At 70.4% G+C, this 20,175-nt stretch carries 18 protein-coding genes; 5 read left to right on the top strand and 13 right to left on the bottom strand.

Features of this window, described 5'->3' with window-relative positions; translation table 11 throughout:
* Nucleotides 1–12: 12 nt before the first annotated feature.
* From PU630_RS00165 to PU630_RS00145, 5 genes are all read right to left on the bottom strand, one after another.
* Nucleotides 13–711, bottom strand: coding sequence for an ABC transporter ATP-binding protein (locus tag PU630_RS00165; protein WP_275278336.1), 699 nt, complete (start codon nt 709–711; stop codon nt 13–15).
* Nucleotides 708–3,599, bottom strand: a complete 2,892-nt coding sequence (locus tag PU630_RS00160) for a hypothetical protein (protein ID WP_275278335.1) — start codon at nt 3,597–3,599, stop codon at nt 708–710. The genes PU630_RS00165 and PU630_RS00160 overlap by 4 nt, the downstream gene beginning before the upstream one ends.
* Entirely contained in the window at nt 3,596–4,213 is a 618-nt protein-coding gene (locus PU630_RS00155) for a hypothetical protein (protein WP_275278334.1), read from the bottom strand. The genes PU630_RS00160 and PU630_RS00155 overlap by 4 nt, the downstream gene beginning before the upstream one ends.
* Nucleotides 4,210–4,740: an RNA polymerase sigma factor gene (locus PU630_RS00150; protein ID WP_275278333.1), complete on the bottom strand. Its 531-nt coding sequence runs from the start codon at nt 4,738–4,740 to the stop codon at nt 4,210–4,212. Before PU630_RS00150 ends, PU630_RS00155 begins: the two co-directional genes overlap by 4 nt.
* A 252-nt stretch (nt 4,741–4,992) precedes the next feature.
* The gene (locus PU630_RS00145; protein WP_275278332.1) at nt 4,993–5,481 is read right to left on the bottom strand and encodes a hypothetical protein; all 489 of its coding nucleotides are present in this window, start codon (nt 5,479–5,481) and stop codon (nt 4,993–4,995) included.
* Between the two features lie 354 nt (nt 5,482–5,835).
* Between PU630_RS00145 and PU630_RS00140 the strand changes: the two genes are divergently transcribed.
* Nucleotides 5,836–6,669, top strand: coding sequence for an aggregation-promoting factor C-terminal-like domain-containing protein (locus PU630_RS00140; RefSeq protein WP_275278331.1), 834 nt, complete (start codon nt 5,836–5,838; stop codon nt 6,667–6,669).
* A 130-nt stretch (nt 6,670–6,799) separates the two neighbouring features.
* Here the strand turns inward: PU630_RS00140 and mnhG are convergent, their stop codons facing one another.
* The 7 genes from mnhG to PU630_RS00105 all read right to left on the bottom strand — a co-directional run bounded on the left by mnhG (nt 6,800) and on the right by PU630_RS00105 (nt 14,285).
* Nucleotides 6,800–7,168, bottom strand: a complete 369-nt coding sequence (gene mnhG, locus PU630_RS00135) for a monovalent cation/H(+) antiporter subunit G (RefSeq protein ID WP_275280138.1) — start codon at nt 7,166–7,168, stop codon at nt 6,800–6,802.
* The gene (locus PU630_RS00130; protein WP_275278330.1) at nt 7,168–7,431 is read right to left on the bottom strand and encodes an MrpF/PhaF family protein; all 264 of its coding nucleotides are present in this window, start codon (nt 7,429–7,431) and stop codon (nt 7,168–7,170) included. The genes mnhG and PU630_RS00130 overlap by 1 nt, the downstream gene beginning before the upstream one ends.
* The gene (locus tag PU630_RS00125) at nt 7,428–8,003 is read right to left on the bottom strand and encodes a Na+/H+ antiporter subunit E (RefSeq protein WP_275278329.1); all 576 of its coding nucleotides are present in this window, start codon (nt 8,001–8,003) and stop codon (nt 7,428–7,430) included. The genes PU630_RS00130 and PU630_RS00125 overlap by 4 nt, the downstream gene beginning before the upstream one ends.
* The gene (locus tag PU630_RS00120) at nt 8,000–9,568 is read right to left on the bottom strand and encodes a Na+/H+ antiporter subunit D (RefSeq protein WP_275278328.1); all 1,569 of its coding nucleotides are present in this window, start codon (nt 9,566–9,568) and stop codon (nt 8,000–8,002) included. Before PU630_RS00120 ends, PU630_RS00125 begins: the two co-directional genes overlap by 4 nt.
* Entirely contained in the window at nt 9,565–10,134 is a 570-nt protein-coding gene (locus PU630_RS00115; RefSeq protein WP_275278327.1) for a Na(+)/H(+) antiporter subunit C, read from the bottom strand. The genes PU630_RS00120 and PU630_RS00115 overlap by 4 nt, the downstream gene beginning before the upstream one ends.
* Nucleotides 10,131–13,022, bottom strand: coding sequence for a Na+/H+ antiporter subunit A (locus PU630_RS00110; RefSeq protein ID WP_275278326.1), 2,892 nt, complete (start codon nt 13,020–13,022; stop codon nt 10,131–10,133). The genes PU630_RS00115 and PU630_RS00110 overlap by 4 nt, the downstream gene beginning before the upstream one ends.
* Before the next feature lie 222 nt (nt 13,023–13,244).
* Complete coding sequence (locus PU630_RS00105; RefSeq protein ID WP_275278325.1) at nt 13,245–14,285, bottom strand: LacI family DNA-binding transcriptional regulator; 1,041 nt, start codon at nt 14,283–14,285, stop codon at nt 13,245–13,247.
* A 59-nt stretch (nt 14,286–14,344) separates the two neighbouring features.
* Between PU630_RS00105 and PU630_RS00100 the strand changes: the two genes are divergently transcribed.
* Nucleotides 14,345–15,598: an MFS transporter gene (locus PU630_RS00100; protein ID WP_275278324.1), complete on the top strand. Its 1,254-nt coding sequence runs from the start codon at nt 14,345–14,347 to the stop codon at nt 15,596–15,598.
* 189 nt (nt 15,599–15,787) lie between these two features.
* Here PU630_RS00100 and PU630_RS00095 read toward each other — a convergent pair whose 3' ends face one another.
* Entirely contained in the window at nt 15,788–17,176 is a 1,389-nt protein-coding gene (locus tag PU630_RS00095; protein WP_275278323.1) for an MFS transporter, read from the bottom strand.
* A 148-nt stretch (nt 17,177–17,324) separates the two neighbouring features.
* On the opposite strand from PU630_RS00095, the gene nucS reads away from it, so the two are divergent.
* The 3 genes from nucS to PU630_RS00080 all read left to right on the top strand — a co-directional run bounded on the left by nucS (nt 17,325) and on the right by PU630_RS00080 (nt 20,172).
* Nucleotides 17,325–18,020 (top strand): endonuclease NucS, encoded by a 696-nt coding sequence (gene nucS / locus PU630_RS00090; protein ID WP_275278322.1) that lies wholly within the window; start codon nt 17,325–17,327, stop codon nt 18,018–18,020.
* A gap of 204 nt (nt 18,021–18,224) precedes the next feature.
* Entirely contained in the window at nt 18,225–18,905 is a 681-nt protein-coding gene (locus PU630_RS00085; protein WP_275278321.1) for an HAD hydrolase-like protein, read from the top strand.
* 1 nt (nt 18,906) lies between these two features.
* Entirely contained in the window at nt 18,907–20,172 is a 1,266-nt protein-coding gene (locus PU630_RS00080; RefSeq protein ID WP_275278320.1) for a coiled-coil domain-containing protein, read from the top strand.
* Nucleotides 20,173–20,175 lie beyond the last annotated feature (3 nt).

Genomic DNA, 20,175 nt, shown 5'->3' with positions numbered 1-20,175 from the left:
GAGGCCCTGGCCTCAACTCAGCTGGGTGCGCGAGCCCGCCGCCTCGATGAGGTGCGGATCGTGGGATGCCACGAGCACCGCGATCCCGTCGGCGACGAGCTCGCCCAGCAGCCCGATGAGCTGATCGGCCGTCTCGCGGTCGAGGCTGGCGGTCGGCTCGTCGGCCATGATGATCGCGGGTTCCAGCAGCAACGCCCGTGCGAACGCGACCCGCTGACGCTCCCCGCCCGAGAGACGCTCGGGGTAGTGCGTGGCTCGAGCGCCGACACCCAGCCGATGCAGAAGATCACGTGCGCGGCGCGAGAGCTCACGTGTGCGCCGATCGGGCACGGCCGGCAGCAGCACGTTCTCGAGCGCGGTCAACCCGGGCACCAGGCTGCCGCGTTGGTCGAGGTAGCCGATGTGCGTGCGACGACGTGCCGTGACCACGTCGTCGGCGAGCCCGGTGATCTCCAGGCCCTCCCAGCGCACCGTGCCGGCCGCGGGCGGCACGAGCCCCGCCGCCACCCGCAGGATGCTCGTCTTGCCCGATCCGCTGCGTCCCGCCAGACAGTGCATCTGCCCGCGCTCAAGCGTGAGGTCGTAGCCGTCGACGATCTGCAGCGGCTCAGAACCGGGGCGCTCGAACTGGATCGTCACGCTGCGCAGTGCGACGGCGGCACCACCGTAGGCGGCGGCCGCGGCATCCTGCATCGTCGTCGTATCGGTCACGTGTCACGTCCTTTTCCGCGGGCGGTGAAGGTGAGGAGCGAACAGACGATGCCCGCCCCGCCGGCGGCCGCCGCGCTGATCCAGGTGGGCTCGAAGCCCAGAGCGATCGCCCCACCCCATGCCACGAGCGCCGCGAGCGCGATCGCCGGGAGAGCGACCACGATGCCCTCGGTGCGCTGGGCCGCGGCCAGTTGCCCGGTCGTCCATCCGGCTGCGCGCAGCACCCGCCACTGGGCGGCGCGACGGTCGAGGTCGATGCGCCGCACGAGCCGCGCCAGCAGCAGGCCGCCTCCGATCCCGGCGAGGCCCAGGGCGAGCTGCGGCCAGAGCATGCGCACCCACGTCAGGCCGGCGAGCAGGCTGGCGCCCGCCTCGCTCCGGGCGTTGAGCGCGACGGCGACGAGTCCGGCACAGGCGACGCCGACCACGACGATAGCGACCGTGTGCACGACCGATGACAGCGGGTGGATGCGCGCCTGCCGCGCGCCGAATCCGATGATGGATGCCGCGCCCATCCGCCGCGACGCGGATCCACGTGGTCGCGTCCCGACGCGCGCTCGGGAGCCGGCGATCACCGAGATCGCACCGACGACGGCGATGATCACGAGTGCAACGCCGACCACGACCGCGGCGAGCAGGCGGTCAGCTGCCAGCGCCACGGCCGCACCACCGACGAGGGCGACGATCAGCCAGCCTGGAACCTCTTCTGCCGCATACCAGCGCGCGATCCGCGCGCGGGTAAACCCGATGTCGCGCATCGCGCGCGCCTGTAGCCGCCTTCCTGGGATCGCAGCGAGCTGCACGGTGCCCATCAGCAGCAGCACGGCGACGAGGCCTATGCCGAGCATGGCATACGTCGCGGTCGACACCGAGAGGTCGACCCGGGCGGCGGCGCCGAGCTCTGACCAGCGCTGGACAACCGTACCCAGATCGCCGACGGTCTGGGTACCGTTCGGGTCCATCGTGCCGAATGCATAGCCGGTCACGTCGACCCCAACCTGCGTCGGCGACGATCCTGCCACGACCGTCGCCTGAAACCCGAGGTTCTGGATCGCCGTCGCGACGTCGATCACCTTCTGTCGTGCACCGGCGTCATAAGCCGAGATGCCCGCCACCCGTACCCTCACCGCGTCGATCGGTGCGTCGTCGTGCCACGCCGCGGCGCTTGCGATCGAGGCGATCGCCACCGTGCGGGTACCGACCAGTCCGGTGCCGCTGACCGCGGGACGGAGCGTCGATCCGGCATGCGGCCCAGCGGTGACCGTCGAACTCACGTCACTGTAGGCCCCGAGCGGCACGGAGCCCGCCACACTTTCACTACCGCCGATGCTCCGCGGATCGAACGAGCCGACTGGCACCGCCATAGCGGGCAGTCCGTCGCTGTTGCCGAACGTCCAAGTCTCGTCGAGAAGCTGATACGCCGCTTCACTACCGATCGCATTGGGATCCTCATTCTCGCCGAACGAGTTCTGGTCACTCCCATGAAGCGGGCTGCGGTAGCCCGTAACCGCAAGGGTGATTCCCTGTGGTGTGACTGTGTATCCCGTTGCGGCATCGCGCCCGGCGGCCTGAATCTCGAGCGCGCCGTATCCGCCCACCACGTCATCGAGCTCCGTGCCGGGCCAGGCAACCGTGTCGGTCTGCACACGTAGGAACGGATTGAGCACCTCGGAGGCATCCGCCGATGTCGATCCGACCGTCGTCCCTTTCTTCTGGGTCACCGCCGCGGACGGCCCGTATTCGAGCACGCCATCGCCGCCTTCGACCTTCGACGCCGGCCCGAAGGCCGAGATATCAACCTTGACCGACAGATTCGCGGTCGGCGCATTCGACACCAGCAGCGGCACGGCCGCGGTGTTCGAGATGTCGTGGGCGACCCACTCGTCCCAGTCGTCACCGTTGGCCTTCCAGATCTGGCGGAGCTCGGGCAGAACGTCCGCTGGCGCATCGAAAAGCCCCGAGGCCATCCCACCGAGCGTGGTGCGGGCGTCGCGGGCGAAGTCCGACGACGCCGACTGCGCCCAGGTCGCGACGCCGCGCACATCGGTATCAGCCGATGGATCCAGGTCGACCAGCGGCGAGAGGAAGGCGCCGTCCTTGCCCAGCAGCTTCTGTTCGGCCACTGGGTCCACAAGAGTGATACGCGTCGTCGACAACGTTCCCACGGGCAGGGCGATGCTGTACTGGCCGTCATATCCGCTGTATCGGAGGCGCGTATCGCCGTTCGGGCCGGGGAGGAAGCCGGTAACCCCGTTCAGCACCGGCGAAAGCTGCTGGCAGAGATACGTCGTGAGCGCCGGGTAGTCGCTCTCGCGGTACGTGCGCCCGTCGATGCTCGAGGTGCCATCGGGGTCTTCACCGCACTGGGCCCCGTCTTCACGTGCATCGGCGGGGTGCGTCTCGTCGACGATGAATGTCTGAGTGCCGTGCCAGACAATCCGCTCGCCCAACCCGTCGTCGCTCGTGTACGTCGCGCTCAAACGATACGTCTGCGGTTCCGTGTCGGTGCCGGCGAGCCCGTGGGGCACCGACATGCTCACCGTTCCTGCCGCCAGATTGGGCAACAGCATCTCACCGAGCGGGGCAGCAACGTCAACACCGGCGACCGCACGCACCTTCTTCAGATCGTCGAGCGTCAGGCCGCTGAACGTGCTGTTGAGCGTGTTCGGCGGCAACATTCCGTTCACGGCATGCATCCCGTCGCGCGGTGTCACGAGGATGTCGTAGGCGCCCCGCCAGTTCGCGTCGAGCGTGGACTGCAGCGCGGTCGCCGCGGCGGATTGGATTCCGGATGCCGCAAGCGCGACGCCCGCGAGAAGGACCACGGCCACCACCCGCAGCGGCTGCCGCGCCAGGCGCCGCAATGCGCCGGGGACCAGGCGGATCACCGGCCGCCTCCAGACAGCCCGGCGCGCGCACATCGCAGCGCGGATGAGCTCGGGTCGCCAGTGGTGACCAGCACGACGATCGCACCATCATCGCGGGTGCACACGGCCGCGTCGCCGATGTGCTGCGTCGACGCGACGGCGAAGGATGCGGCATCCACCCGCACTTCCGTCGTCGGCACCTCGCCGCTGACACCGGCGATCAGACGCCCAGCAAGGGCGCGCGAGGCATCGGGGCTGAGCGCCCGCACCTCGGCGTCGGCCACGGCCCGCGCGGCCGTGCAGATCGCCGAGGGGGAGACCTCGACGCCCGCATCGACCCGATACCGGGCGGTGAAGTACGCGGGCGCATCGACGTCGGTGCCGTCGACGCACGCGATGCTGTGCGGGGTCATGTCTGCCACCGGCACGGCCGTCTCATCGCTGGTCCCCGCCGCGGTGAGCGCATAGGCGGCGACGGATCCACTGAGCACGGTCGCCGACACCAGCCCCACGACCCCCCAGGCGCGGCGGCGGTGTCGGCGACGGCCCAGCTCATCGATGCGCTCGTCGATCCGCTCGCCGACGACGGCGAGCGCGGCATCCACGTACGCACCCTGCTTCGGCTCCGCGCTCATGCTTCCCCCCGCACCGCTCGCCGCACGCTCGCCCGCGCGCGCTCGAGCCGCTTGGCCACGGCAGACGTCGACAGGCCGAGGTGGTCGGCGGCCTCGGCGTACGAATAGCCCTCGACCAGGCACAGGTGCACGACGCGCTGGTCCATACCGCCGAGCCGCCCGATCGCCTCGCGCACCCAGGTGAGCTCTTCGACCCGTTCCTGCCGCGTGCGGTCCCCCGGCAGCAGCGACTCGTCGAGCGCGAGATGTCCGCGCCGGGCACGCAGCGCGTTGCGGGCGAGGTTGCGGCAGGTCACGAGCAGCCACGGCAGCGCCGAGGCGTCGACCAGCCGAATGCCCCGCAGCCGTCGCCACGCGATCACGAACGTGTCTTGGGTGAGGTCTTCGGCGTCGCGGTCGTCGCGCGTCATGCCCCAGGCATACAGGTACACCGCCTTGCCGTGGCGCGCGAACATCGCACTGAAAGCACCGCGATCGCCGCGCAGCGCGAGCCGGATCAGCTCGCCGTCGGTGTCGGTCTCGTACATGCGTCCTCGTCGTGTGCGGAAGTGCCTTCACCCTCTAGTGTCGCGGGCGCACCGATCATGACATCCACCCGCCGAACGCGCCGGAGATGCCGGAGATGCCGCGTCGAACGCGTCGGCGATGCCGCGCCTACGGCCCGCAGCGCGTGCACCGCGTCGGGGATTCTGCTCGGCGCGCCGCGAGCGGCGCGAACCGCACGGCGTGTCGCCGCCGATCCCCGACCCTATGCACGCCCGCCACCGCAGGCGACGATCTCACTCCTCGGGTGCTGGGCTGCCCATCGTTCCCGCCGGCCACGCCTCGGGCACGGCGTCGTCGGGTGCGGGCACTATCCCCTGCCAGGGGGTGACCGACGTCCACGTCCCGTCGAGATCGGTCAGCAGGATCAGCTGGGGGCCCGATGCCGCGGCGAACGGATCGCCCGCCGGGTACGGCGACCCGTCGCTGCAGGTCTCGGGCGCCGACAGCACCCGCAGTTCATCGTCACCCGAACCCTTGATCCACCGGTCGACGTGCACGGTCCACGCGTTGACCTCGTAGCTGTACAGGTCAGTGGTGCCGTCCTGCCCGCCGACGGTGCCGATGACGGCGTGCGACACGTCGGCAAGAGCATCGGCCGGTGTCGCATAGGCCACCCAGTCGACGCACGTTCCCACCGCGCCGAACGGCCCGCCCGCGCACCCGGCCAGCGCCGCCGACCCCCACCCGCACACCACGAGAGCCCCCAGAACGCGCCGCATCATGCACCTATTTTCGGGGGCGCACAAGCCGCGGCATCCCGATCGTTATACGAACGCGATGGATGCTACGGCCAGGCCTTTCCCAGAAAGCGTCCAGAATCCGCGCTTAGCGTGGTCCGGTCCCCGCCCCGGCACCCGATCGAGACGGTGGATGCCCCGGTTCGGCCACTCGGCCGACGGCTCAGCACCCCGGCACAGCGCCGGTTCGTGCCGCGCGACGCTTGCGCCGCAGAGCACATGCCAGGCCGGGGCGACCAGCCCGTTCGGGCGGCGTCGCGCTGAAGACGTCGTCTGTAGCCCGCGGCCCTGAGAGGGGTCGCGCCACGCACGACGGGACAGAAAGAACATCGGAGCCCCGTGCGCCTTCGCACCCTCACCCACCCGAAGAAGTCCCTCCTCTTGGCCGTCACCGCGGCGGCCGCCCTCGGTGTCGTGGCCGTTCCGGCGAGTGCCGCCGGTGCTCCGCCCCGAGACACCACCCCGGTCGTCGCCGAAGCCGGTCCGCGGCCCGTCGACGAGAACGCCGCCTACTACGCGAACGTCGCCCGTGCGGCCGCCGATGCCGCGCATGGCAAGGTCAGCGCGGCCTCGCTGAAGGCGCAGATCTCCGACATTCAGGAGTCCGCCGATGCCTCGCCCGCCGCGGTGCGCGCGATGACCGCCGACCTGCGCACCACCACCGCGACGGTGGCGACCAAGGTCGTCGCCTACGACAAGGAGCAGGCACGCAAGGAGGCGGCACGCAAGGCCGCCGAAGAGAAGGCCCGCAAGGAGGCCGCCCAGCGCGCCGCCGAGCGCGCCGCCCAGCAGCAGGCCGCCTCGAGCAGCTCCAGCACTTCGAGCAGCTCGTCGTCGCAGCCGGCCGCGGCCAGCGTGTCGGCATCCGGCGGCAACTCACCGTCGGCCGCCCGTGCGTACGCGCGCAGCGCCATGGCCAGCCGCTACGGCTGGGGCGGCGACCAGTTCACCTGCCTCAACAACCTCTGGAACCGCGAGTCCGGCTGGCGCGTGAACGCCGCCAACCCGTCGGGCGCCTACGGTATTCCGCAGGCCCTGCCCGGATCGAAGATGGGCTCGGGCTGGCAGAGCAGCGCGACCGTCCAGGTCAACTGGGGCCTCGGCTACATCAAGAGCCGTTACGGCACGCCGTGCGGCGCCTGGGGCCACTCCCAGTCGACCGGCTGGTACTGACGCGGTGGCGGGATGCCGCGGCATCCCGCCCCTCGCACGCTTGAGCGCGCGCAGCCCCCTCTTCGCTGAGAGTGCAGCTGGTGGACGAGGATGCGGGTGCTTCCCTACCTCTCGTCCACCCACTGCACTCTCACCGTTCGGGGGTGTCGGAGGGCCCGTCGGGGCCCCGGCCCGCGTCGGCGAGCTCGTCCACGATCATGTCGTCGCGGGCGATGCGGCCGTTTCGGTAGGCCTGTCGTCCCACCATGTGCGCCGACAGCGGCGCCGTCGCCAGCTGGACGAGCACCACCGACACGAGAAACGCCGTCACCGGCCACGAGCGCAGCGCAAGCGCGATCGCCACGCAGATGATCATCACGCCGAGCACCTGCGGCTTGGTGGCCGCGTGCAGACGGGTCGGCACGTCTTTGAACCGGACCACCCCGATCGCGGCAGTCAGGCACAGCAATGCGCCGATGAGCACCAGCACCGCTGCGATCGCGTCGAGCACGGCATCCATCATCGGCCGTCCTTCCGCGCGACGAACCGGGCGATCGTGATCGACCCGAAAGCGCCGACGGCCGCGATGATCAGCAGCACCGGCAGCGTGCGCGTGTGGTGGTTGAGCACCATGTCGGCACCCAGCACGCAGAGCACCTCGGTCAGCAGCACATCGGCGGCCACCGCCCGGTCGAGAATCGACGGCCCGCGCACGATGCGCCACAAGGTCACCAGCGCTGCGGCCGCGAACACGAAGTAGATGGTCCACATCAGGATGGTCATCGGTCCTGCCCTCCCGACCCGTGTCCGCCCACGCCCGGCGCCGGGCTCTTCAGCATCTCGACCTGCGCGCGCGAACCGACCGCGCGCACGATGCGCGCCTCCCAGCGCTGCACCCCGCGCCGCTGCTTCTCGACATCGGCCAGCGAATGCACGCCGACGAAGTGCAGGTAGATGATGCGCCGATCGCGGTCGGTGTGTACCACCAGCGATCCGGGGATGAGGGATGCCGTGACCCCGACGTGCGTCATGATCAGATCGTCGTCGGTCCGCAGCGGCACGGCGATGATCGCGGTCTCGGGCTGATGCCGCCAGTCGACCGTCTGCCACGCGACCAGGAGCGAGCCCAGCACGACGTTGCCGATGAACGTCACGATGTACACGAGCCCCCACCAGAGGTTCACGCGACCCGACAGCTCGACGGGCGGCAGCCGGAACACGCGCGTGACGAACAGCGCGACGATCAGTCCCGTGAGCGCCGAGAGCACCGTGAATTGGCCCCACAGCAGCATCCACAACGCGATCAGCCAGATGAAGAACGGCAGTTGTCGCCAGGCGATCCGAAGGGTGTTCACTGTCCGGCCTCCTCCTCGAGCTGGGAGAGGTGCACCGGGTGCGCGATGCCGTCCCCGATGCGCGCGCACAGGTCGTACAGCGGGCCCGCGAACACCGTCAGCGCGAGGGTCACGGCGACCATACCGGCGGTGGCGGCGGTCATGATCTTGGGGATCGCGCGCCGCTCGGTCTGAACGCCGGCGGCGGGAGCCCCCTTCAGATAGGCGACGCGGTCGAGCGTCTCGAGCTCGGCCTCGTCGGGCTCGTCGTCCTCACGCCAGAACGAGAGGTTCCAGGCGCGCATGAGGGCGTACAGCGTCAGCAGCGAGGTGACGATGCCGCCGACGATGAGCGTCATCATGAGCGGCGTGCCCACCTGCGCCGCTGCGGCGAACAGCGCGTACTTGCCGATGAAGCCCGAGAACGGCGGCAGCCCGCCCAGGTTGATCGCGGGGATGAAGAACAGCACGGCCAAAAGCGGCGCCGCCCGCATCAGGCCTTTGACCTTCAGGATCGACGTCGATCCGGCGCGGCGTTCGATGAGACCGATCGCGAGGAACAGGGTCGTCTGCACGACGATGTGGTGCACGATGTAGTACGCGACGGCGCCGAGCCCGGCGGGCGTGGCGATGGCTAGGCCGAACACCATGTAGCCGATGTGACTGACCAGCGTGAACGACAGGATGCGTTTGAGCTCGGCCTGCGCCAGCGCGCCGAGGATGCCGATGACCATGGTCGCCAGCCCCACGATCAGCAACAGGGTGTTCACATCGCTCGAAGGGAACAGCTGCGTCTCGGTGCGGATCATCGCGTACACGCCGACCTTGGTCAGAAGGCCCGCGAACACGGCGGTGACCGGCGCCGGCGCCGTCGGGTACGAGTCGGGCAGCCAGAAAGACAGCGGGAACACGGCGGCCTTGATCGCGAAGGCGATCAGCAGCATGAGGTGCAGGACGAGCTGAGTGGATGCCGGCAGCTGGCCCATCCGCTCGGCGATCTGCGCCATGTTCACGGTGCCCACCGCCGCATAGATGATCGCGATCGCGGCCAGGAAGAGGATCGATGACACCAGCGAGACGACGATGTAGACGACGCCGGTGCGGATGCGCGACTCGGTGCCGCCCAGCGTGATCAGCACGTACGAGGCCACCAGCAGGATCTCGAACCCGACGTACATGTTGAAAAGGTCGCCGGCGATGAACGTCGTGAAGATGCCCGCCGACAGGATCAGGTACGTCGGATGGAAGATCGTCACCGGGGTGTCGTCGTCGCCGTCGGCATAGCCCTGCCCGACCGAGAACAGCAGCACCGCCAGCAGCACCACCGCCGACACGCCCACGAGCAGCGCCGAGAGCCGGTCGACGTACAGCACGATGCCGAACGGTATGGGCCAGCCGCCCACCGAGACGGCGACGGGTGTGCCCGAGGCATCCACCGTCCCCAGCAGAACCGCGGCGATCACGACGACCGCCGTGAGGGTGGTGACGGATGCCGCTATCTGCACGCGCCGGCGGCGGCCGGCCACGAGCGCCACGGCTGCGCCGAGCAGGGGCAGCATCACCAGGAGCGGGATCAGCGAGCTCATGCGTCAGGCCCCTTGCCGTTCGGATCGTCGGCGCGCTCATCGGTGCGGCGATCGGGCGCGTCGACCGGGGCGTCGTCGTCGATCACGGAGTTGTCGGCATGGTGCAGCACCGTGATGGGCGAGGTGGAGACGTCGATGAAGTCCGAAGAGATCTCGTCGTCGGCGAGCTCGACCTCGACCTCGTCGTCGAGCGCGTCCTCTTCGGCCGCGTGGTCGGGGGCGCGCAGGGCGATGTCGTCCTCGTCGTCGGTGACGGTGTCGGCCTGGCCGAGCTGCCAGGTGCGGTAGATGAGTGCGAGCAGAAACGCCGATACTGCGAACGTGATGACGATGGCCGTGAGCGTGAGAGCCTGCGGCAGCGGATCGCTGAACTCGTCCTTGTCGGCGTCGCCGAAGAACGCCGGCAGCCCCGGCTCGCCCATGACGATCAGCAGCAGCAGGTTGGCGGCGTTGCCCAGCAGCAGAAAGCCGATGAGCACGCGGGTGAGGCTGCGCTCGAGCATCGCGTAGACGCCGCACGCGAACAGCACGGCCATGATGACGATGAGCACCCCGCTGGCGGTCATGAGGCGGCCTCCGCGGCTTCGGCCCGCTGCTCGGCCGTCTGGCGGTCGACTTCGGCACCGAGACTGCGCAGCACGTCGAGCACGAGCCCGATGACCACGAGGTACACGCCGATGTCGAAGATCGTCGAGGTGACGAACTCGATGTGGCCGAGCACGGGAATGTCGGCCTCGAACACCGCGCTGGTCAGCGGCGCCGCGCCGAAAAGCACTGGTACGAGAGCCGTGACGACGGCCAGCACCATGCCGGCGCCCAGCAGCCGGCCGGCATCGGCAGGGGCGGCGGCGCCGAGTTCGTACCGCCCGCCGGCGACGTATCGCATGACCAGGGCCATGCCGGCGACCAGCCCTCCGGCGAAGCCGCCGCCGGGCAGATTGTGTCCCGCGAACAGCAGATAGATCGAGGCGACGATGATCGTGTGGAACAGGATGCGCACGATCACCTCGAGCATGATCGAACGCTCGGCGGGCCGCACACGCCGGCTGCCGACGAGCCACGCGCGCTGCCCCTGCGCCTCGTCCGACTGCTGCTGCAGGCCGTCGTCGGTCTCGATGAGCAGCCGGCGGCTGCGACCGACGCCGGCGGGCAGGGCCGAGAGCGACGAGAGCAGGTCGGCGCGGTGGGTGACGAAGACGAGGGATGCCACGCCCGTGGCCGCCAGGATCAGCACCGACAGTTCGCCCATGGTGTCCCACCCGCGCAAGTCGACGAGCGCCACATTGACGACGTTCCTACCGTGGCCGAGCTGGTAGGCGAGCTCGGGGAACTCCTTCGAGATCGGCACGGCCTCGCGGGCGCCGGTGGCGATGATCGCGACGGCCGCCATCACGATGCCCACGGCGGCCCCGAGGATCGCGCGGGTGATCGGCCACACCGAGTCGTTGTGCGTGCCCATGCGCGAGGGGATGCGCCGCAGCACGAGCGCGAACGCCACCATGGTCACGGTCTCGACGAGCACCTGGGTGAGGGCGAGGTCGGGGGCGCCGCTCGTCGCGAACAGCAGGATCATGCCGAGCCCGGTCACCGAAACCAGTACGACGCCGGTGTAGCGTTTGCCGGCGCGCACGGCGATGAGACCCGCGATGATCATGAGGGGTGCGACGAACAGCTGCATGGGCGACTGCCAGGCGTCCAGCTGCGCACGCCATCCCGGCGATGCCAGCAGAACGGTTCCCTCGGCGACGACGAACACCACGAAGATCGTGCCGACGTAGATGGGCAGTGAGCCGCGCTGGGTGACCCGCGTCACCGCGACCGAGAGGCGGGCGACGCCACGCAGCACGGCGTTGTACGCGTCGCCGGCACCGAACGGCAGCACGCGACGCACCTCGTCCCAGCGGATCGCGCGCGCGATCGCGACCAGCACGGCGCCCAGGACGAGCGTGCCCAGCGATATCCACAGCGCGGGCTCTGCCCAGCCGTGCCAGAGGACGAGGTGTGCGTGACCCGCGCCCGGCACGGTGTCGGCGTAGCGGGCGAGCGCGGCATCCATCCCCGGCGCGGCGAAGCCGGCGCCCAGTGACAGCGCGGCCAGCACGACGGGCGCTGCGGCAAACCCCGCGCGAGGAACCGGCCACCGGGTCGTCGGCGCGTTCTTCTTGCGCCAGAACGCGCCCCACACGAACCGGATCGCATACGCGGCGGTCAGCGCCGAGCCCACGACGACGCCGACGAGCGCGACGATGTCCCATGCGTCGGCGGGGTGCAGGAGCGCGGCGACGACGCTCTCCTTCGCGACGAAGCCCAGCGTCGGGATGACGCCGGCCATCGAGCACACCGCGATGATCGACGCGGTGGCCATGACGGGCGCCTGGCGGCCCACGCCCGACAACTCGCGGATGTCACGGGTGCCCAGTTGCCGGTCGATGACGCCGACGATGAGGAAGAGGCACGACTTGAACAGTGCATGGCCGACCAGCAGCGCCATGCCGGCAAGTGCCGCGTCGCGCGTGCCGTAGCCGAGCACGATTGTAAGGAACCCGAGCTGGCTGACCGTGCCGTACGCGAGGATGCGCTTGAGGTCGGTTTCGCGCAGCGCCTGGACGCCGCCGAGCAGCATCGTGAACGCGCCAAGCCCGAGGAGGATCGGCCGCCAGGGTCCGACGAGGGCGAACGCCGGCGCGAGGCGTGCGATGAGGTAGATGCCGGCCTTGACCATGGCGGCGGCGTGCAGGTAGGCACTGACCGGGGTGGGCGCGGCCATGGCGCCGGGCAGCCAGAAGTGGAAGGGGAAGATCGCCGACTTGCTGAGCGCTCCGACCAGGATCAGCACGATCGCCGCGTCGACGATCGGGCCGGTCGGTGCGTCGGCGATGATCCCCGACAGGCTCGTCGTGCCGGCCTGGATCACCAGCAGCACCACGCCGATGAGCATCACCAGTCCGCCGATCGTGGTGACCAGCAGCGCCTGCAGCGCGGCACGGCGGCTCGCGCCGCGGCGGTGGTAATAGCCGATGAGCAGGTAGCTGAGGACGCTCGTGACCTCCCAGAGCATCACGAGCACGACGATGTCGTCGATGAGCACGAGCCCGTACATGGCGCCGGCGAAGCCGAGCAGCACAGCCGAGAACTGGCCTATGCCCTCGAGGTGGCCGACGAAGTACCAGCGGCAGTAGAGCAGCACGATGGCGCCGATGCCGGTGACGATGAGAGTGAGCACCCAGCTGAGCACATCCATGCGCATCGACAGGTTGATGTGCAGGCTCGGGATCCACGTGTATGTCTCGAACGGAATGTGGCCACTGAAGACCGCCGGCGCCTGCAGCGCGGTATTCACGAAGGCGACCGCGGGCAGGAGCGCCGCGCCATAGAACGCGCGTGCCCCGACCAGGCGGACCGCCCAGGGCAACAGCAGCGGAACCAGGGCGAACGCCGCCAGGAGGATCAGCACACTGCGGCCTCCTCACCGGTCGGGGGGTCTGCCGTCCATCCTACTTTCCCGCAGCTCCGGCAAATTCATATGGATTTGTCTCATGGACATCAAACCGGCGGCGGTTTGGTGTGCAGCGGACAGTTTCATATGAATTCGCCGCGGTGTTGCGCGGGACGGGATGCCGGGAGTCAGGCACCCGGCTCAAGCACACGGCTCAGGCGCCCGGCTCCGGCACCCGGCTCAGGCCGCGGGCGGCGCGGCCGTGTTGCCCGCGCGGAACGTGCAAGTGAAGCGGAAGGATGCGGCATCCCGCCCCTGCAGCATCGCGGTCACGGCCTGCCCCGCCGCGCGTCCCTTGTCGGCCGCCGGCTGAGCCATCGTCGTGAGCTCGTACGGCGCCAGCCCGTCGACGCTGACCCCATCGAACCCGGTGACCGTGACGTCGTGCGGCACACGCAGACCGGCCTCTTCAGCCGCACGGATCACACCCGCCGCGAGCATGTCGCTCTGCGCGACCACGGCGGTCGGCCGACGCGCGGGGTCGGCGAACAGCGTGCGCCCGGCGATGAGTCCCTCGTCGATCGAGCTGCCGGCTGCGGCGAGCGCGCCCGCGTCGGGGAAGACATCACGGAAGCCCGCCAGCCGATCGCGCGTCACGTCGACCGTGAAGACCTGGTCGGCGGGGATCCACGCGCGCCGCCGCGCCGCATCGGCCGACAGGGTCACCGCCGCGACACGCTCGTGCCCGAGCGTGCGCACGTGCTGTGCCATCTCGCGCTGCGCCTCGCGGTTGTCCAGGTCGATCTGCGGCACATCGTCGCCGGCCTCGCCCTCGATGACCACGACCGGGATGCCCCGCGAGCGCAGCATCCCGAGCGAGTCGCGCATCTGCGCATTGCAGCCGACGAGCACCGCGGCATCCAGCGGCGCGGTCGTCAGAGTCGGCTCGCGATCGTCATCGTCACGCAGCAGCAGGAGGGCGGCGCCGAGGTCGGTGACGCCGTCGGCGATGCCGTCCATCATGATGCGAGTCACCGGGTCGAGGAAGACCGTGCGCAACGGCCCCTGGAACACCACACCGACGATGCCACTGCGACCGCGCCGCAACGAGGCCGCGCGCGGGTCGGGCCCGGTGTAGCCGAGCTCGGCGGCGGCGGTCAGAACGCGGTCACGAGTGGCGTCCGAGACCGGGGTCTTGCCGCTGAAGACCACCGACGCGGTCGACGCCGCGACACCGGCCGCCCGGGCGACATCGGCGATGGTGGCTCTGCGCTCGCTCACGCCTCGATGCTACCTTCCCCACCAATGCGTGTCTCGAATCGATTCGATATGCTGTCGGGATGGATTCCGTCCTCACCCGCGCCCAGATCACCCGGTGGCGCAACGCCGTCTTCGCGATCTTCCTCGCGAGCGGCCTGAGCATCGCGACCTGGTCGGCGCGCGTGCCGGCGATCCGCGACACCCTCGACATCAGCCGCACCGACGTCGGCCTCATGCTGTTCATCGGCGGCGTCGCGTCGATCATCGGCCTCTCGATCAGCTCGGTGATCCTGGCGCGCTTCGGCGCACGCCGGTCGATGCTGGCGCTCATGACGGTCTTCGCGGCGGGCATCGCGGTCATCGGACTGGGCACCGACGTGTTCGGCTCGTGGCCGGTCGTCACTCTCGGCCTCGTCCTGTGGGGCTTCGGCAACGGATGCCTCGACGTCATCATGAACGTCGAGGCGGCGGCCATCGAGAAGACGATCAAGAAGACGATCCTGCCGCTGTTCCACGCGTTCTTCAGCTTCGGCACCGTGATCGGGGCAGGGCTGGGAACGCTGGCGATCACGGTCGGCCTCGTGCCCGGCATCCACCTTCCGATCATCGCCGTGCTCATCGTCGTCATCGGCGCGATCAGCGTCGCGTTCGTGCCGAACCGGGAGACGGCGATGGATGCCACACCCGCCGAAGAACGGGAAGGCTGGCGCGAGCGGCTGCACATCGCGCTTTCTGCGTGGCGCGAGCCGCGCACCTACGCGCTGGGCCTGATCATGCTCGGTATGGCGTTCGCCGAGGGCGGGGCGAACGATTGGCTCGCGCTGGGCGTGGTCGACGGACACGCCGCACCCGAGGCGATGGGTGCGGCGGCTCTGGCCACGTTCTCGGTCTGCATGACCCTGGCGCGCATCTTCGGTGGGCCCCTGGTCGACCGGTTCGGCCGCGTGGTCACGTTGCGCGTGCTGTCGGTGCTGGCAGGAGCCGGGCTCTTGCTGTTCGTCCTCGCGCCGAACCTGCCGCTCGTGTTCGTCGGCGCGGCGCTGTGGGGGCTGGGCGCGTCGCTGGGCTTCCCGCTCGGGATGTCGGCGGCCGCAGACGACCCGGCGCGCGCTGCGGCGCGGGTGAGTGCCGCCTCGACGATCGGCTACGTGGCGTTCCTCGCCGGGCCGCCCGCGCTCGGCTTCATCAGCGACCACATCGGACTGCTGAACACCCTGTACATCATCCTGGGGCTGATCGTCCTGTCGGGCTTCGCGTCGGGCGCCGCCCGCCCGATCGCCGGTTCGACCGTCGGGGCGGGGCATCCCGCGCCCGCAGGGGCCGAGCGCGACTGAGGCGCCGGCGCTCCGCGCCGGCGCCGTTGCGCCGTTCAGAACTCATCCAATCCCGCGGCATCCCGGCCGAAACCAGCCCGATCCGCGCACCCAGCGCGCAGATCGACGGAGTTCTGAACAGGATGCCGCGGCAAAACGCCCCACGGCTGGGCGCCCTGCACGCCCACCGGCCCGTTCCACCCCACACCCTCAGTGCTGCGCGCGCCGCAGCGCCGCGGCCTGGAACAGCGAGACCGCCAGGTGCACCACGCCGGTCGCGACCGCGGCGATGACGACGCCGCCCCAGGCTGCGGCATCCACTCCGCCCGCCAGCAGCTGACCGAGCATGACCGTCGCGGCGATGGCGCCGAGGTAGCGCGTCGACTGCAGGAGACCGGATGCCACACCCACCGCGTCGGGCGGGGCGGCGCGCCGCACGGCTTCGGTCATCACGAGCGATCCCATGCAGTACGGGATGCCCATGACCGCCGCCATGAGCAGCATCCACACGGGGTTCGTCGTCGCGACGCCGATGCCGAGCAGTCCCGCCGAGACCAACAGCACGATGGCCATGGTGATCAGCACCGGTACGAGCCCGCGCTTGTCGATCGCGCGCGCGACGACCGGTGCGATGGCGATCGTCATGCCCGAGAGCGGCAGCATCAGCAGCCCGACGATCGCGGTCGAGTACCCGGCGTGCGCCTCGAGAAACTGCGGCAGCCCGAAGAACGCCAGGTAGTACAGCGCGCTGAACACGGTGAAGCCGAGGTACGAGAGCGTGAGGGCGCGGTTGGCTGCGAGCATCCGCACATCGATGAACGGCGCGCGGGCGCGCAGCTCGCGCCAGACGAACAGTCCGAGCGCCACGACGCCGACGGCCACGAGCAGCCACGTGGCGTCACCGCCCGCATCGAGGAGTACGACCAGCAGCGCCACCGCCGCGATCGCGAACGACAGCACGCCGGCGGGGTCGAGCACGCGCACGAGCGCCCGTCCGGTCACCGCCTCGCGCGGGTTGTCGCGCGGGGCAAGGATCCACACGCTGATCAATCCGGCGATGCCCAGCGGTACGTTCACCAAGAAGATCGCCGGCCATCCCGCCACCGCGATCAGCAGGCCGCCCACGACCGGACCGAGGGCGGCGGCCGTCGTGTTCGCGATCTGGATGCGCGCCAGCAGCCGCGGCGGGCTCATCCCTCCGGCGCGCGCGAGCGGGCCCACCAGCGCCACGGCGGCCGGGAAAGCGACCGAGGTGCCCAGCGCCAGGATGCCGCGCGAGACGAGCACGAGCGCGAACCCGCCCAGTGGCGCGATGACGCCGGCGACGACCACCACGGCCATGCCCGCGACGAACACGCGCCGCGCACCGAGCGCGTCGATGACGCGTCCCATCAGCGGCTGGCCGACGGTCGAGGCGATGTAGAAGAGAGTGATCACCCACGTCACCTGCGGCGTGGTCAGGTCGAAATCGTGCTGCAGCGACAGCAGCGCCACCGCGATCATCGACGAGTTCAGCGGGTTCAGGGTCGTACCCAGGCAGAGGGCGGCGACCGTCAGGCCGACGCGCCGCCGCGCGGCATCCACCCCTTCAGAACTCACCCCTCGATCCTCGCACCGGCGCGGGGCGCGGCCGCACCGCCCGCTCGATCACCTGCCGCGGCATGGCATGAAGAGCGCGGAAGTGGATGCCGCGGGTCCGCCCCGGGCGCCGCGCGGCGGCATCCCGCACCGCAGGTAGGCTCGTCGGGTGCGTCTCGTCATCGCCCGCTGCGCCGTCGACTATCACGGCAGGCTCAATGCCCATCTCGACCCGGCCCTGCGCCTGCTCGTGCACAAGGGCGACGGCAGTCTGCTCATCCACTCCGATGGCGGGTCGTACAAACCGCTGAACTGGATGAGCCCGCCGTGCACCCTCGCGATCGAAGAGCCGGAGGGGGATGCCGCAGCCGCCGGCGTCATCGAGCAGTGGCGTGTCACCCACCGCAAGTCGGGCGATGAGCTCGTGGTGCAGATCTACGAGATCGTGCACGACACCGCTCACGAGCTGGGCGTGGACCCGGGCCTGGTCAAGGACGGCGTCGAAGCCGATCTGCAGCGCCTGCTCGCCGAGCAGGTCGACGTGATCGGCGACGGGCTGCAGCTGGTGCGTCGCGAGTTCCCGACCGCGATCGGACCGGTCGACCTGCTGTTGCGCGACCCGGCCGGCGGCACGATCGCCGTCGAGGTCAAGCGGCGCGGCGACATCGACGGCGTCGAGCAGCTCACCCGGTATCTCGCGCTGCTCGATCGTGACCCGCACCTGACGCCGGTGACGGGCGTGTTCGCCGCGCAAGAGATCAAGCCGCAGGCCAAGGTGCTGGCGGCCGACCGCGGCATCCGCTGCGTGACCCTGGACTACGAGGGCATGAAGGGCGTCGAGTCGGGCGCCCCGCGGCTGTTCTGACGCGTCGCGCGCGCCTGCACCGCCCCCGCCGCCCGCACCGCCGGCGATCTGTGTCCCGTAGCGCCGACCAGATGGTGAGAGTGCAGCGGGTCGCCGAGAGATAGGGAAGCACCCGCATCCTCGTCCACCAGTTGCACTCTCACTGAGCCGCGACCGCGCGCCACCCGCTCCGGCCCGCGATCGCCCACCCCGTAGGCTGGTCGCATGCCGCACCGCTCGCCCTTCACCTGTGTCCTGTGGGACGTCGACGGCACGATCATCGACGCGTCCGAGGGCATTTTGCGGCGCCTGGCCACGACGCTCACGCACTTCGGCTTTCCGCCGCCGACGCGTGACGAGCTCGTGCACTGGATCGGCCCGCCGATGTACGACTCGATGCAGACCAATCTCGGTGTCACGCCCGAGAAGGCCGCCGAGGCCGTCACCTACTACCGCACGGTCGGCAAAGCCGAGGGCTACACCGCCGGCGCCCGCCTCATCGACGGCATCGGCGAACTCATCGCCGATCTCGATGACGTCGGCATTCCGCAGGCGACGGCGAGTTCGAAGCCCGAGGTGCAGGTCGTCGCGCTCATGGAGCACTTCGACCTCGACACCCACCTCGCGGCGATCACCGGCTCGACGCCCGACGAGAAGACCCTCAGCCGGAAGGCCGACATCATCGGCGAAGCGCTGCGCCGCCTCGAAGCCGTCGGCGTCGACACGAGCCGGCCGGTGCTCATCGGCGACCGTCATCACGACGTCGAAGGCGGTGCCGAACAAGACGTCCCCGTGATCTTCGTGCGCTGGGGCTTCAGCTGGCCGCACGAGTCCGAGGGCGCGCAGGCCGCGGTCGACACCGTCGCCCAGCTGCGCGACCTCCTGTTGCTGCCCGAGGACGGCTGACGTGAGCGAACTGGTCGGCGAGATCCTGCGGTGGGGCGTGCCCGCCCTGGTCGTGGTGGTCATCGCCGGCATCCTCGTGGTCGCGGTCGCCTGGGCGGTGCGTGCCGCTCGTCGTTCGCCGCGCGCCAAGGCTGCGGCCGACGCCGCCCGCGCCACAGCCGGGTCCGAGCTCGTGCGACTCGACGACGCGGTCGCCGAGCTCGACCTCGAGGTGGGACTGTCGGGCGCCCTCTACGGCGGCGACGCACCGACGTCGCTGCGCCGCGCACGCATGACCGCACAGCATGTGCGCGACGACGCGTTCGAGGTGTTCCGCACGATCAGCGACGACCCGACGCTGCTGCCGGTCGAGGTGCAGCGCCGCGCGCGACTCATCTCGGCGCGGGTGACTGAGGCGATGGCCGCGATCACGCACGCAAGCGGTGAGCACGAGGCGTGGATGCAGGCGAACACCTCCGCCGCCGACCAGGTGGCGGCCGCGCGCCGACGCCTCGCCGATCTGCGCGAGCAGATGGGCGACCCCGACGCCCTCGTCGCGCAGCTGCGTTCTGAATACGACGAGTCGGAATGGGGGGATGCCGCAGCCGCCGCAGCCGCGGCATCCCACCACGCCGCCGAGGCGAGCGCGTTGCTCGACCGCGCTGCGGCCAGCGCCGGCGATCCTTCGCGCAGCGCGCTGTCTGACCTGGCCCTCGCCGAGCGGCGCATCCGATCGGCGCAGATCGAGGCGCGACGCCTCGACGAGGTGCACGGGTTCATCGCGCAGGCGGTGCAGTCGTTGCCCGACGAGTTCGCGGCCGTCCGGGCCGCGCTGCGGCAGGCGATGACGGTGCGCGAGGGTCTCGAGCCCACGGCGGCCGAGCGGCTGGGCGACGCCATTCGCGAGGCCGAGTCGGCACTGACGCGGTGGGAGAAGGATGCCGCGCGACGGCCCACGCAGGCGGTCGACGGCGTCGCACGCCTGCGTGATCGGCTCGACCTCGCCCTGGGCGATGCCCGCACGTCGCAGCAGCGCCTGCGTGGTGCGCGGACCGCACTCACCGGCACGATCGCGGCGGCGCAGTCCGCAGTCGCGCGAGCCGAGGCGTCTGCAGCCGGTGCCGGTGCCGACGCGCGCGTGCGACTGGCGTCAGCGCGCGACGAACTGGCGGACGCCCGCCGGCTTCCCGACCCGGTCGAGGCATTGGATGCCGCGCGCCGGGCGATGCGTCACGCCGAAGACGCGCAGGCTCTCGCCACCTACGACCGGATGACATCCGGACGCTGATGG

The organism is Microbacterium horticulturae, from assembly GCF_029094505.1.
In the GTDB taxonomy this organism is placed as follows: domain Bacteria; phylum Actinomycetota; class Actinomycetes; order Actinomycetales; family Microbacteriaceae; genus Microbacterium; species Microbacterium horticulturae.
Note: the sequence above shows the minus strand (reverse complement) of the source record. Positions and strands in the feature narration are given on the sequence as shown.

Excerpts from the sequence above, each read along its gene's own strand:
- PU630_RS00120 (WP_275278328.1), bottom strand. The coding sequence starts at position 9,568 with ATGAGCTCGCTGATCCCGCTCCTGGTGATGCTGCCCCTGCTCGGCGCA.
- PU630_RS00150 (WP_275278333.1), bottom strand. The coding sequence starts at position 4,740 with ATGTACGAGACCGACACCGACGGCGAGCTGATCCGGCTCGCGCTGCGC.
- PU630_RS00145 (WP_275278332.1), bottom strand. The coding sequence starts at position 5,481 with ATGATGCGGCGCGTTCTGGGGGCTCTCGTGGTGTGCGGGTGGGGGTCG.
- PU630_RS00130 (WP_275278330.1), bottom strand. The coding sequence starts at position 7,431 with ATGACCATCCTGATGTGGACCATCTACTTCGTGTTCGCGGCCGCAGCG.
- PU630_RS00100 (WP_275278324.1), top strand. The coding sequence starts at position 14,345 with ATGGATTCCGTCCTCACCCGCGCCCAGATCACCCGGTGGCGCAACGCC.
- PU630_RS00115 (WP_275278327.1), bottom strand. The coding sequence starts at position 10,134 with ATGACCGCCAGCGGGGTGCTCATCGTCATCATGGCCGTGCTGTTCGCG.
- mnhG (WP_275280138.1), bottom strand. The coding sequence starts at position 7,168 with ATGGATGCCGTGCTCGACGCGATCGCAGCGGTGCTGGTGCTCATCGGC.
- PU630_RS00085 (WP_275278321.1), top strand. The coding sequence starts at position 18,225 with ATGCCGCACCGCTCGCCCTTCACCTGTGTCCTGTGGGACGTCGACGGC.
- PU630_RS00155 (WP_275278334.1), bottom strand. The coding sequence starts at position 4,213 with ATGAGCGCGGAGCCGAAGCAGGGTGCGTACGTGGATGCCGCGCTCGCC.